The sequence below is a fragment of the Stenotrophomonas sp. P5_A8 genome (assembly GCF_056400545.1).
Genome location: NZ_JBFULB010000083.1, coordinates 1 through 13,716, shown reverse-complemented (window position 1 = coordinate 13,716; position 13,716 = coordinate 1). Strand labels below are relative to the sequence as shown.

General features: G+C 67.0%; 10 protein-coding genes. 7 read left to right on the top strand and 3 right to left on the bottom strand.

What is annotated here, in order from left to right:
• Nucleotides 1-42: 42 nt before the first annotated feature.
• Nucleotides 43-312 (bottom strand): 30S ribosomal protein S20, encoded by a 270-nt coding sequence (gene rpsT, locus AC1DQP_RS08290; RefSeq protein ID WP_019184515.1) that lies wholly within the window; start codon nt 310-312, stop codon nt 43-45.
• 116 nt (nt 313-428) lie between these two features.
• Here rpsT and murJ point away from each other — a divergent pair, with 116 nt between their 5' ends.
• From murJ to ispH, 5 genes are all read left to right on the top strand, one after another.
• A complete protein-coding gene (gene murJ, locus AC1DQP_RS08285) occupies nt 429-2,033 on the top strand; it encodes a murein biosynthesis integral membrane protein MurJ (protein ID WP_478051404.1) in 1,605 nt (534 codons plus the stop codon).
• Between the two features lie 75 nt (nt 2,034-2,108).
• Complete coding sequence (locus AC1DQP_RS08280) at nt 2,109-3,056, top strand: bifunctional riboflavin kinase/FAD synthetase (protein WP_457318502.1); 948 nt, start codon at nt 2,109-2,111, stop codon at nt 3,054-3,056.
• Nucleotides 3,053-5,884, top strand: coding sequence for an isoleucine--tRNA ligase (gene ileS, locus AC1DQP_RS08275; protein WP_478051403.1), 2,832 nt, complete (start codon nt 3,053-3,055; stop codon nt 5,882-5,884). Before AC1DQP_RS08280 ends, ileS begins: the two co-directional genes overlap by 4 nt.
• Complete coding sequence (gene lspA, locus AC1DQP_RS08270) at nt 5,884-6,390, top strand: signal peptidase II (RefSeq protein WP_478051402.1); 507 nt, start codon at nt 5,884-5,886, stop codon at nt 6,388-6,390. Before ileS ends, lspA begins: the two co-directional genes overlap by 1 nt.
• 55 nt (nt 6,391-6,445) lie before the next feature.
• The gene (ispH, locus tag AC1DQP_RS08265) at nt 6,446-7,396 is read left to right on the top strand and encodes a 4-hydroxy-3-methylbut-2-enyl diphosphate reductase (protein WP_478051401.1); all 951 of its coding nucleotides are present in this window, start codon (nt 6,446-6,448) and stop codon (nt 7,394-7,396) included.
• A gap of 115 nt (nt 7,397-7,511) precedes the next feature.
• Here ispH and AC1DQP_RS08260 read toward each other — a convergent pair whose 3' ends face one another.
• Complete coding sequence (locus AC1DQP_RS08260) at nt 7,512-9,059, bottom strand: hypothetical protein (protein WP_478051400.1); 1,548 nt, start codon at nt 9,057-9,059, stop codon at nt 7,512-7,514.
• 183 nt (nt 9,060-9,242) lie between these two features.
• On the opposite strand from AC1DQP_RS08260, the gene AC1DQP_RS08255 reads away from it, so the two are divergent.
• Both AC1DQP_RS08255 and AC1DQP_RS08250 read left to right on the top strand, forming a co-directional pair.
• Nucleotides 9,243-11,126 (top strand): M61 family metallopeptidase, encoded by a 1,884-nt coding sequence (locus tag AC1DQP_RS08255; RefSeq protein ID WP_457318498.1) that lies wholly within the window; start codon nt 9,243-9,245, stop codon nt 11,124-11,126.
• The gene (locus AC1DQP_RS08250) at nt 11,123-11,842 is read left to right on the top strand and encodes a lysoplasmalogenase (protein WP_478051399.1); all 720 of its coding nucleotides are present in this window, start codon (nt 11,123-11,125) and stop codon (nt 11,840-11,842) included. Before AC1DQP_RS08255 ends, AC1DQP_RS08250 begins: the two co-directional genes overlap by 4 nt.
• 25 nt (nt 11,843-11,867) lie before the next feature.
• Here AC1DQP_RS08250 and treA read toward each other — a convergent pair whose 3' ends face one another.
• On the bottom strand, nt 11,868-13,493 hold the full coding sequence (gene treA / locus AC1DQP_RS08245) for an alpha,alpha-trehalase TreA (protein WP_457318496.1): 1,626 nt from the start codon (nt 13,491-13,493) through the stop codon (nt 11,868-11,870).
• Between the last annotated feature and the right edge of the window lie 223 nt (nt 13,494-13,716).

Genomic DNA, 13,716 nt, shown 5'->3' with positions numbered 1-13,716 from the left:
AAGCCACGCAGGGCGTGGCTTTACCGCAACCACGTCGCCGGATCAGGCGGCCTTGATGGCCTTGATGCGCGCGGTCAGGCGGCTCTTATGGCGAGCAGCCTTGTTCTTGTGGATCAGACCACGCGAGCTGAAACGGTCGAGGATCGGCTGGGCAACAGCGAAGGCTGCCTCGGCGCCGGCGGCGTCATTGGCATCCAGAGCCTTGATCACCTTCTTGACAGCGGTGCGCAGCATCGAACGCTGAGCCGTATTGCGCGCGTTGCGCACGACGGTCTGCTTGGCGCGCTTCTTGGCGGACTTGATATTGGCCACAGTGGTGGTTTCCTGAAAAATCGGTGTAATGGGAACAGCAAGCTGGAAAGTATGATGGCTCGAAAAATGTACGTCAAGTCAATTGTCAAGAGGGAACACGGGTGAGTTCACCAAGGATGTTGCGGGGCCTGCTGTCTTTCAGCAGCATGACCATGATTTCGCGGGTGTTGGGGCTGGTTCGCGACCTGGTCATCACCACCACGTTCGGCACCAATGCGGTGACCGACGCCTTCTGGGTCGCCTTCCGGGTGCCCAATTTCCTGCGCCGGCTGTTCGCCGAAGGCTCGTTCGCCACGGCGTTCGTCCCGGTGTTCACGGAAGTGAAGGAAACCCGCTCGCATGCCGAACTGCGCGAGCTGATGTCGCGCGTGGCCGGCACGCTGGGCGGGGTGCTGCTGCTGGTCACGGCGCTGGCGCTGATCTTCGCACCGCAGTTGGCCACCCTGTTCTCCAGCGGGGTGGATACCGACCCGGCCAAGCATGGCCTGCTGGTGGACCTGTTCCGGTTGACCTTCCCGTTCCTGCTGTTCGTCTCGCTGACCGCGCTGGCCGGCGGGGCGCTCAACAGTTTCCAGAAGTTCGCGATGCCGGCGCTGACCCCGGTGATCCTCAACCTGTGCATGATCGCCGGCGCGCTGTGGCTGGCCCCGCGGCTGGGCGGCACCCCGGAGAAGCAGATCCTGGCCCTCGGCTGGGCGGTACTGGCGGCCGGGCTGCTGCAGTTGCTGTTCCAGCTGCCCTCGCTGAAGGGCATCAACCTGCTCACCCTGCCGCGCTGGGGCTGGCGGCATCCCGGGGTGCGCAAGGTGCTGACCCTGATGGTGCCGACCCTGTTCGGTTCCTCGATCGCGCAGATCAACCTGCTGCTGGATACGGTGATCGCCGCCAAGCTGACCGATGGCTCGCAGTCCTGGCTGTCGCTGGCCGACCGCTTCCTGGAGCTCCCGCTGGGCGTGTTCGGGGTAGCGTTGGGTACCGTGATCCTGCCGGCGCTGGCCCGCCACCACGTGAGCACCGACAAGACCGGCTTCTCCAGCGCGCTGGACTGGGGGCTGCGCACGACGCTGCTGATCGCGGTGCCGGCGATGCTGGGCCTGTTGCTGCTGGCCGAGCCGCTGATCGCCACGATTTTCCAGCATGGCGAGTTCAGCGCGTTCGATACCCGCATGACCGCGCTGTCGGTGTATGGCCTGAGCTTCGGCCTGCCGGCGTTCGCGCTGCTCAAGGTGGTGTTGCCGGCGTTCTACGCCCGGCAGGACACCAAGACCCCGGTGCGCGCCGGTATCGCCGCGCTGGTGGCCAACATGGTGTTCAACTTCATCCTGCTGGCCGTGCTGTACCAGGTGATGGTGCCCGAAGCGCTCAAGGCGCAGGGCGTGTGGGTCGCGCTGGGCAAGCAGCCGGGCCTGCACCTGGCGCTGGGCATCGCCAGCGCGCTGTCCAGCTACCTGAATCTCGGGTTGCTGTGGTACTGGCTGGGCAAGACCGGCGTGTACCAGCGCAAGCCCGGCTGGGCCGGCTACGTGACCCGCCTGGGCCTGGCCTGCCTGGCCATGGTGGCGGTGCTGCTGGGCCTGCTGTACACCATGCCCGGCTTCACCGGCATGGACAAATGGCACCGCATCGGCAATCTGGCGCTACTGGTCGGCAGCGGTGGGCTGACCTATCTGGTCTCCCTGGTCGCGATGGGTTTCCGCCCGCGCCACCTGCGCGAGCATTGATCCGTGGACACCCCGGCTATACTTCATGGCTATCCCTTGCAACGCATCGGCCCTGGTGGGCCGGATTCCCAGTTGATGAGCAGGCTGTTTAGAAGTATCGAAGGCGGGCAACTGTTCCCGCACGGAAGCGTGGTCTGCATCGGCGCATTCGACGGCCTGCACCTGGGCCATCGTGCGTTGGTGCGCCACGCCGTTGCGCGCGCGCGCGCGTTGGGCGTGGCCGCCGTGGCGGTCGCGTTCGAACCGCTGCCGCGTGAGTATTTCGCCCAGGGCGAGCCGCCGCCGCGGTTGACCCTGGCCCGCGACAAGGTCGCCATGCTCAGCGAGCTGGGCGTGGATGCGATCGGCCTGCTGCGCTTCGATGCGCGCATGGCGGCGATGCAGGCTGAAGACTTCGTGGAGCAGTTGCTGGTGCAGCGCCTGAGCGCGCGCGAGGTGTGGATCGGCCCGGAATTCTGCTTTGGCAACCGCCGTCGCGGTGACCTGGCGCTGCTGCAGTCGATGGGCGCCGAGCGCGGATTTGGCGCCGGCGAGATCGAGCCGATCGACCTGCACGGCGAGCGCATCTCCAGCACCCGCATCCGCCAGTTGCTGCGCGAGGGCAACTTCAGCCACGCCAATGACCTGCTCGGGCGTCCGTATTCGATCGGGGGCAGGGTAGTGCGCGGCCGGCAGCTGGGCCGTACGCTGGGGTTCCCCACCGCCAACCTGCGCTTCCCCAAGACACCGGCGTTGTCGGGCATCTACGCGACCTGGGTGCACGGGGTGTTCGACCAGCCGTGGCCATCGGTCTCCAGCTTCGGCACGCGGCCGACGGTGGAGGGCGTAGAGCCGCTGCTGGAAGCGCACCTGTTCGATTTCCAGGGCGACCTGTACGGTCGCCACATTGAAGTGGAGTTCGTCGCCAAGTTGCGCGACGAAGAAAAGTTCCAAGATCTGGCCGCATTGACCGACCAGATGCACCGTGACGCCGAACAGGCGCGTCACATCCTTTCCGAACACAGATTGCGAGCCACTGCGTGAGCCAGGACTACAAAGCCACCCTTCATCTGCCGGCAACCGAATTCCCGATGCGCGGCGACCTGCCCAAGCGCGAGCCGGGCATTCTGTCGCGCTGGGAAGACGAGGGCCTGTACGCCCGCCTGCGCGAGAACGCGCAGGGTCGCCCGCTGTTCGTGCTGCACGACGGCCCGCCCTACGCCAATGGCCAGATCCACCTGGGCCATGCGGTCAACAAGATCCTCAAGGACATCATCGTCAAGTCGCGCTACCTGGCCGGCTTCGATGCGCCCTACGTGCCGGGCTGGGATTGCCATGGCCTGCCGATCGAGATCCAGGTCGAGAAGAAGTGGGGCAAGGTCGGGGTCAAGCTCGACGCCGAACAGTTCCGCCAGAAGTGCCGCGAGTTCGCCGAAGAGCAGATCGACCTGCAGCGTCGCGACTTMAAGCGCCTGGGCGTGATCGGCGACTGGGACAACCCGTACAAGACGCTGAGCTTCGATTTCGAGGCCAATGAAATCCGCGCGCTGGCCAAGGTGTTCGCCAACGGCCACATCGTGCGCGGTGCCAAGCCGGTGCACTGGTGCTTCGACTGCGGCTCGGCACTGGCCGAGGCGGAAATCGAATACCAGGACAAGACGTCTCCGGCGATCGACGTGTCCTACGTGGCGCGTGATTCGCAGCAGCTGGCGCAGCGCTTCGGCGTGACCCTGCCGCCCGATGTCGAGGTCGCCGTGCCGATCTGGACCACCACCCCGTGGACGCTGCCGGCCTCGCTGGCGGTGTCCCTCGGTGCGGAGATCGACTACGTGCTGGCTGAAGGTCCGGCCCACAACGGCAAGCGCCGTTGGCTGGTGCTGGCCGCGGCCCTGGCCGAGCGCTCGCTGCAGCGCTATGGCGTGGACGACCTGGTCGTGCACGGCCACGCTACCGGCGCCGCGCTGGAAAACCTGCTGCTGGCCCATCCGTTCTATCCCACCCGCGACATCCCGCTGCTCAACGGCGCGCACGTCTCGGCCGAAGACGGTACCGGTGCGGTGCATACCGCGCCGGGCCACGGCCAGGAAGACTTCGTGGTCAGCCAGCAGTACGGGCTGATGGACCCGTACACCGCGGGCCAGATCAACCCGGTCGACGGCCGCGGCGTGTACCTGCCCTCGACCCCGCCGGCCGGTGATGTCGAACTGGCCGGCGTGCACCTGTGGAAGGCACAGCCGCTGATCGTGGAGGTGCTGCGCGCTTCCGGGGCGCTGCTGGCCTTCGTCGAGATCGTGCACAGCTACCCGCACTGCTGGCGTCACAAGACCCCGGTGGTGTTCCGCGCGACCCCGCAGTGGTTCATCTCGATGGACAAGGCCAACCTGCGCCGCGATGCGATGGCGGCCATCGACAACGTCGGCTGGTTCCCGGCCTGGGGCAAGGCGCGTATCGGCGGCATGGTCGAAGGGCGTCCGGACTGGTGCATCAGCCGCCAGCGCACCTGGGGCGTGCCGATCGCCTTCTTCACCCATCGCGAAACCGGCGAACCGCATCCGCGCACTGTCGAGCTGATGCAGCAGGTGGCCGACCGCGTGCAGGTGGGCGGCATCGACGTGTGGTATTCGCTCGACGCGGCCGAGCTGCTGGGCGAGGAAGCGGCACACTACGAGAAGGTCACCGACACCCTCGACGTCTGGTTCGACTCGGGCGTGAGCCATGAAGGCGTGCTGCTGGCACGTGGCTTCGGCAAGCCGGCCGACCTGTACCTGGAAGGCTCGGACCAACACCGCGGCTGGTTCCAGTCCTCGCTGCTGACCGGCGTGGCGATCGACAAGCAGGCCCCGTACAAGCAGTGCCTCACCCACGGCTTCACCGTGGATGAGAAGGGCCGCAAGATGTCCAAGTCGATGGGCAACGGCATCGAGCCGCAGGACATCATGAAGACCCTGGGCGCGGACATCCTGCGCCTGTGGATCGCCTCGGCCGACTACAGCAATGAAATGTCGCTGTCGCAGGAGATCCTCAAGCGCAATGCCGACGCCTACCGGCGCCTGCGCAACACCGCGCGCTTCCTGCTCGGCAACCTGGACGGTTTCGATCCGGCCCTGCAACTGGTGGCCCCGGCCGACATGGTCGCGCTGGACCGCTGGATCGTGCATCGCGCCTTTGAGTTGCAGGAGAAGATCAAGGCGGCCTACACCAGCTACAACATGGCCGAGATCGTGCAGCTGCTGCTGAACTTCTGCAGCGTCGACCTGGGCTCGCTGTACCTGGACGTGACCAAGGACCGGCTGTACACCATGCCGATCGACTCGCGTGGCCGGCGTTCGGCGCAGAGCGCGATGTACCACATCGCCGAAGCGTTCACCCGCTGGATCGCGCCGATCCTGAGCTTCACCGCCGACGAGTTGTGGGGTTATCTGCCGGGCGCGCGCAAGGACAACGTGCTGATGGCCACCTGGTACGACGGCCTGGCGCCGCTGCCGGCCGATGCGCCGCTCAACGCCGCCGATTTCGACCAGTTGCTGGCGCTGCGTGAGCAGGTGTCCAAGGTGCTCGAGCCGATGCGTGCCAATGGCGCGATCGGTGCGGCGCTGGAGGCGGAGATCACCGTGGCGGCCGATGCGGAAACCGCCGCGCGCTGGCAGCCGCTGGCCGAGGAGCTGCGCTTCCTGCTGATCAGCGGCGACGTGCAGGTGCGCCCGGCGACCACCGATGAGGTGTTCGTCAGCGCCCAGCCGACCGAAAAGCAGAAGTGCGTGCGCTGCTGGCACTACCGTGCCGATGTCGGTGCGGTGGCCGCCCATGCCGAGCTGTGCGGTCGCTGCGTGAGCAACCTCGACGGTGCCGGCGAAGATCGGCGGTGGTTCTGATGAGCGCCGTCCGTCCGCGTCCCAATGCACTGGTGTGGCTGCTGCTGTCGGCGACGATCATCGGCCTGGACCAGTGGAGCAAGGCCTGGGTCCTGTCCAGCCTGCCCGAGTACCAGCCGGTGGTGGTCATCGAAGGCTTCTGGAACTGGTTCCGCACCTACAACACCGGCGCGGCATTCAGCTTCCTGAGCGATGCCGGTGGCTGGCAGCTGTGGTTTTTCACCGCGCTGGCGGTGGGCATCAGCGGCCTGATGGCGTTCTGGCTGTCGCGTACCGCGCGCGGCCAKTGGCGCAGCGCCGTGCCTTACGCCCTGGTCATCGGCGGGGCCATCGGCAACGTGATCGACCGGCTGATGCACGGCCACGTGGTCGATTTCATCCAGTGGTACATCGGTGACCATTACTGGCCCTCCTTCAACATCGCCGATGCGGCGATCGTGGTGGGGGCCGTGGGGATCGCTGTGTTTGGTCTGTTCGACGGCAAGGCCGAGAAAAAAGCGGGATAATTCCCCCCTGTATCCCGCAATGAACCGGCCTGGCGCCGGCCGGAGTATCTGACCGATGGACGTGTTGCTCGCCAATCCGCGTGGTTTCTGTGCCGGTGTCGATCGTGCGATCGAGATCGTCAAGCGCGCGATCGAGACCCTGGGCGCGCCGATCTACGTGCGCCACGAGGTCGTGCACAACCGCTTCGTGGTCGACGACCTCAAGGCCCGCGGCGCGATCTTCGTCGAGGAACTCGATGAAGTGCCCGATGACAACACGGTGATCTTCAGTGCGCACGGCGTGTCCCAGGCCGTGCGCCAGGAGGCCGAACGCCGTGGCCTGAAGGTGTTCGACGCGACCTGCCCACTGGTCACCAAGGTGCACCTGGAAGTGGCCCGCCACTGCCGTGCCGGCCGCGACGTGGTGCTGATCGGCCATGCCGGCCACCCCGAAGTGGAAGGCACCATGGGCCAGTGGAACCGCGAGCGCGGCACCGGCCGGATCTACCTGGTGGAAGATGTCGAGGATGTCGCCACGCTGGAGATCGACCAGCCGGAAAACTTCGCCTACACCACCCAGACCACGCTGTCGGTGGATGACACCCGCGGCATCATCGAGGCCATGCGCGCGCGCTTCCCGGCGATGCAGGGGCCGAAGAACGACGACATCTGCTACGCCACCCAGAACCGCCAGGACGCCGTGCGCGACCTGGCCCAGCGCTGCGACCTGGTACTGGTGGTGGGCTCGCCGAACAGCTCCAACTCCAACCGTCTCAGTGAACTGGCGCGCCGCGAAGGCGTGGAGTCCTACCTGATCGACGGCGCCCACGAGATCGACCCGGCCTGGGTGGCCGGCAAGCAGCACATCGGCCTGACTGCCGGCGCCTCGGCACCGCAGGTGCTGGTGGACGGCGTGATTGCGCGGTTGAAGGAGCTGGGCGCGACCGGCGTCGGTGAGCTCGACGGCGAGCCGGAGTCCATGGTGTTTGCGTTGCCAAAGGAACTGCGGCTGCGGTTGATCAGCTGATCGGGCGTGATCGTTGGTGCAGCCACGCATGGCGTGGCTCTACCGGATCGCGGTAACCGACCTTCAACCGGTAGAGCCACGCCATGCGTCTCCGCGCTGGCAATCCCACCGCGCATTACCCCGTAAATACCGCCCGCAATCGCTGCCACGGCCTCTCCAATCCCGGCGTGGCCGCGCCGATCACTGCGGCGTCCAGCGCATCGACCAATGCCAATGCTTTGGCGAAACTGCACACCTGCTGCCACGCAAACCCGGCATCCAAGCGCTCCAGGCCACCGCCGGGCAACTGCTGGCAGAGATAGTCCGGCCCGGGCACCAGCCCGATTCCTGGTATTCCGCATAGATACGAGCTGGCGCCTTCGCCCAGGAACAGCTCGCCAATGCGCGGTGCCACCACCAGGCTGCGCAGCTTGCTGCGGCCGGCAACGGCAGCGCAGTACACCTGCTCCATCGCCGGGTTGGTGGCGTAGACAATCTCGCGTTCCAGCCGGCCGGTGGCCCGGGGGTCGCTGCGTCCCGGACCGTCCTTCCATTCCAGGCAGCCCAGGTGCTCCAGCGTCAGGCAGGCTACCGCGCGCGCGTGATCACCCTTGCCATCCCACAGCCCAGGATGCGCACGCAGCCATGCCATCGTCGCCTGGCCACGGTCGGTGAACTGCGGAATCTGGAAGTGGCCGCTGGCGAACACGAACACCATGTCGCGACGCCGCGGGCGCTGGGCGAAGGCAGCGGCCAGCGCGAGCAGTCCGGCGCCGCCATTTTCTTCGCACGCATTGGGGCCATCGGTGTGGGTGTTGATCAGGGTGCTTTCACCCCGCGTGGTGCCGGGCAGCACGGCATGCAGGGAGTCGATGCCGGCCTCGGTGCGCTCGGCCTGCAGCACCAGCGTCGCACTGCGGCCAGCGTGCGCAGCCGAACGCAGCGCCTCGCCGGCCTGTTGGCCCACCCATAGCGCCGGGCAATCCATCCATGGCGTGGTGAACGGCAGTACCTGATCGCGCGCCAGACCTTCAGACAGCCCGCCAAACACGCAGACCACGGCGCGTACGCCGGCCTTGCGCGCGCGTTCGAGCAGCGTCGGATCGATCAACGGCGCCAGCACCGGGATGACCTCTTCGCGCGCAAACCCGGCATCCGCATCGGGCAACATCGCACGCTGCTGGAACACCATCGCCGCCTTGGCCCGGCGCATCGCCACCGGATCGATCCGCACCACGGCGATCGCATYGCGCGCGGGCTCCATCCGTTTGGCCGAGTCCAGCCACACCAGCCGACCATGCACGCCCTGTGCGTCGGTCTGGCCCGAGTAGGGATAGGGCGCGGCAACCTCGATGGGCGTGCCATCGTCCAGCCGCAGCGCGCAGTGCTGCGGCGTCCAGCGCTGGACCCGGTGATGCTGGCGGTGCACCTGCAGACCGAGCGCTTCCAGTTCGCCGGCCAGGTAATCCACCGCCTGCGCGTGCGCGGGCGTGGCGGTCAGTCGCGGGCCGAACGCGTTCAGCGCTTCGATCCAGCGCCAGAGCTGGGCCCGGTCGGGCAACAGCGGGGTGATGTCGTCCACCGCAGGCAGTGGTACGCGCCGGCGCGGCCCCCGTACGGTCAATGCGGCGGTGGCCACGGCCGCCGCGACGGCTAGCCCGCCTATCCATCTGCGTGCCTGCATGCGTGATGCCTCCCGGGGAGTATCTGCAACGTGGCGGGCAGTGTGGCGCTGGCACGGTGAACACGGCGGCACGCGCCGCTCGGCTTTGCCCGTTCTGGCCGCAGCCCCGCGCATGACCTTTGGCCATGGGGCAGGGCGATAGCGAGGGCTAGGATCGGATGTTTCGCCGCTGGAGCGTTGCCGATGAAGATGCGTGCCACCGTCCTGTCCGTGCTGTTGGCGTTGTCGGCCAGTGGCGTACAGGCGCAGACGTCGCCGCCACAGGATGTGGCCTGGCCGGGCGTGCTGCGCATCGATGTGGACGCGCGCGACATCGGCCGGCGCATCTTCAAGGTCAAGGCGACCATTCCGGCCAAGCCCGGTCCGCTCACCCTGCTGTATCCGCAGTGGCTGCCGGGCAGCCATTCGCCCAGCGGCCCCATCGACAAGCTGGCCGGGCTGGTGGTCACCGCCAACGGCAAGCCGCTGGCCTGGAAACGCGACCCGTACGACGTATACGCCTTCCAGGTGGACGTGCCCGAAGGTGCCAGGGAGGTGGTGGCCGCGTTCAAGTTCCTGTCGTCGCAGGGCGGCAGCCAGGGGCGGGTGGTGATGACCCCGGAGATGCTCAACCTGCAGTGGAACGCCAACTCGCTGTACCCGGCCGGCGTGATCACCCGCAACCTGCAGGCGCAGGCCAGTGTGACCCTGCCCAAGGGCTGGTCGTATGCCACCGCGCTGGAGACCGAGCGCCGCGACGGCGACACGGTGGTGTTCAAGCCGATCCGCTACGACCACCTGGTGGATTCGCCGCTGTTCGCCGGCCGCTATTACCAGCAATTCGACCTGGATCCCGGCGCCAAGGTGCCGGTGCATCTCAACGTGTTTGCCGATGATGCCAAGTCCCTGGTCGCCAAGCCCGAACAGGTGCAGGCACACCGTGCGCTGGTGCAGCAGATGTACAAGCTTTACGGCGCACGTCACTTCGACCGCTATGAGTTCCTGCTGGCACTGACCGGCAAGCTCGGCGGCATCGGGCTGGAGCACCAGCGCTCCAGCGAGAACAGCGCCGAGACCGGCTACTTCACCGACTGGGACAAGACCTGGCTGGGCCGCGATTTGCTGCCGCACGAGTTCAACCATTCCTGGAACGGCAAGTACCGTCGCGGTGCGGATCTGGCCACGCCCAACTTCAACGTGCCCATGGGCGACAGCCTGCTGTGGCTGTACGAAGGCCAGACCCAGTTCTGGGGCCAGGTGCTGGCCGCGCGCTCGGGCCTGTGGAGCGTGCAGCAGACCCGCGAAACCCTGGCCAATGTCGCGGCGACCTACGATCGCGGTCGTCCCGGTCTGGCGTGGCGCAGCCTGCAGGACACCACCAACGATCCCACCATCGCCCAGCGCCGCGCGCTGGGATTCCGCAATTACCAGTTGAGCGAAGACTACTACTCCGGCGGGCAGATGGTGTGGCTGGACGTGGACGGCAAGCTGCGCGGGCTGACCGGCAACAAGCGCAGCCTGGACGATTTCGCCAAGGCGTTCTTCGGCATGAATGACGGCGACTGGAACGTCAATCCGTACACCTTCGACGACGTAGTGCACACCTTGAACGGCATCGCGCCGTTTGATTGGGCGACCTTCCTGCGCGAGCGCCTGGATGGCCACATGCCGCTGACCGGCGGGCTGGACGCGGCCGGCTGGAAACTGGTCTACACCGATACCCCCAGCGAGGCCTTCAAAGCGCAGGAGACCCGCGCCAACGGCACCAACCTGGTCTATTCGCTGGGCCTGAGCGTGGCCAACAGCGGTGCAGTCACCGACGTGCTGTGGGACAGCCCCGCATTCAACGCCGGCCTTACCCCAGGCATGACCGTGCTGGCGGTCAACGGACGCGTGTTCAAGGGTGACGCACTGAAGGAAGCGGTGACCGCTGCCAAGACCGACAAGGCCCCCATCACCCTGCTGGTGCGCAGCTTCGACCGCATCGACACGGTGGCGCTGGATTACCACGGTGGCCTGTTGTATCCGTCGCTTGAACGCATTGCGGGCAAGCCGGATCGTCTGGCCGAGCTCTGGAAAGCCCGATGACCCGCCGCGGCCGCGAGCTACTCATCGTAGTGCTGGCGGCCGCCGCCATCATCGGCGCAGGGCTGCAGGGCGACGGACGCTGGCTGCATTGGCTGGCAAAGCCGCTGACCACCCTGCTCATCGCGTCCATCGCATGGCACCCTGGTAGTGCCGGCCGCTGGCCGGCAACCTCAGCCCTCTCACTCGGCCAAGGCTACCGTCGCGCGGTGCTGACCGGCATGGGGCTCTCCTGCGTCGGCGACATCGCCTTGATGCTGCCGGTGGACGCCKTTGTCCCGGGGCTGGTCGCGTTCCTGCTCGCACATGTCTGCTACATCATCGCGTTCCGCGCCGGCTTCAGGGCCGGGCGTGGATTGTGGATGGCCGTTGTGCTGTTGGGAACGTTCGCCGTTACCAACGTCACCGCGCTGTGGCCGCATCTTCCCGCCGACATGCGCGTCCCGGTGTTGGCCTATGTGGTGGTGCTCGCGTTGATGGCGATGCTGGCGTTGGCGCGCGTGTGGGCCAAGCCGTGGTTGCCTGGCGTGTCGCGTCGCAGTGCAGGCTGGGCGGTGGGCGGTGCACTGCTGTTTGTCGCCAGCGATTCGCTGCTGGCGTGGGACCGTTTTGCCGGTGGATTGCCGATGGCCAGTCTGCTGGTGCTCGGTACGTATTACGCCGCGCAATATGGCATCGCCCGGTCGGTGGCAGGTGGCGGTCGAAGCGCTTCGGTTTGATGCCAACGTTGCATTGAAGGGGCGATCAGTCCTCGTCACCCACATCCTGCGCGTTCTCGCAGCGCTTTCGTGGCGGGCACAGCCGATCCAGCAACGCTGCGGTGACCCCATTGCTCCAGCCGAAGCCATCCTGCAACGGGTATTCGCCGCCACCACCGCCGACGGCCGAACCGTCGACTACGTATTTCTCCACGAGTTTGTTTTCGCGGTCGTACACCGCCTGCACCGTGTGCAGGAAGCGGACCCCGATGCGGCGCGCGACCGCGTCCTGCTTGTAGCGCTGCAACCCATCCACCGCGACCCACTGCAGCGGCGCCCAGCCATTGGGCGCGTCCCATTGCTGGCCGGTGTCCACCTTGGTGGTCAGCAGGCCGCCTTGACGGAGCAGCTGCGTGTTGGCTGCCTTGGCGGTCTGCCGGGCGTGCGCAGGCGTAGCGACGTGTAGCCACAGCGGGAACAGCGCGGCGGCGGTGAGCGCGGGGCGGGTCGCGCCGTTGTCCAGATCGCGGTCCACGTACCAGCCCTGCTCGACATCCCAGAGCAGCGTGTTGATGGCGCGCTGGCGTGCCTTCGCCTGCTGCTTGAAGTCGCGTGCGGCAGCGCCGTCACCGGCGGCCTTGCTGGCGCGGGCGAGGGTGGTTTCCAGGTGGAACAGCAGGCTGTTCAGATCCACCGGCACGATCGCCGTGGTGTGGATGCTGGCCAGCACGCCCGGTTCGGCCAGCCAGCGCGAACTGAAATCCCAACCCGATTCCGCCCCCGCGCGCAGGTCGCGATACACCTGCGACGGCGCGCGCTGCGGCGCCTGCGCAGCGGTGGCCAGGTCATCGGTCCACGACTCGGTGCGTGGCACCGCGCGCGCATCCCAGTAACGGTTGAGTACCTGGCCATCGGCCAGCCGCACCACGCGCTCGCTGGCGGTGCCGGGTGGCAGGCCTTGCGCACCGCGCATCCAGAAAGCGTGTTCGATGCGCAATTGGGGCAGGTAACGGCGATACGCGTCGTCACCCTCGTGGGTGGCCAGCAGATCCACCATCAGGCTGAAGAATGGCGGCTGCGAGCGGCTCAGGTAATAGCTGCGGTTGCCGTTGGGGACGTGCCCGTACTGATCCAGCTGCCAGGCGAAGTTGTCCACCATGTCGCGTACCTGCTGCCAGCGTCCGCTTGAGGCCAGCCCGAGCATCGTGAAATAACTGTCCCAGTAATACACCTCGCGGAAGCGTCCACCTGGGACCACGTAGGGCTTGGGCAGCGGTAGCAGCGAGCCGCGCGGGTCGACCGTCTCGGTGGTGCGCGTGAGCACCGGCCACAGGCCTTCGATGTGGGCGCGCAGGGTTTCGCCGGTGGGTGGCACGTAAGCGGTTGCCTCCCCGGGCACGGTGAAGTGCTGGGCGATGAACGCGGGCAGGTGATCTGGCTGCCCTCTTACCTGCTGCCACTGCGCCAGCACGGCGCTTGCTTCCTGCCGGGGCACGGCGTCGGCGAAGGTTTTCTGGTCCTTGAAAAGGTGTGCGCCCTGGACCTGCTGGAACAGCGGTTGCCACTGCTGGTCTGGTGGGCTTGGCGGCTGCGGGGCGGCCTCGGCGGCAGTATTGCCGGTGCAGAGCAGACAAGCCAGCAGCAGGCCGGTGAAGTGGGGAAGGGAGCGCATCGGCGGCATCCAGGGGGTGACTGCCCCACTTTAGGGACGGGGGCGTCAAGGCCCGGTCCTGTTGGACAGGCCCATTGTAGGCGCTGCGCCTGCGGGCCAAGCGGTGCGGGGGCTTGCGGGGTGGGGATTCGGGACGGATTGTGCAGCCGGGCTAGTGCCGGCAATTGACCATTCCGGCCACTCCCCCGTAGAATTGCCTGCTCAGCCGGAATAGCTCAGTTGG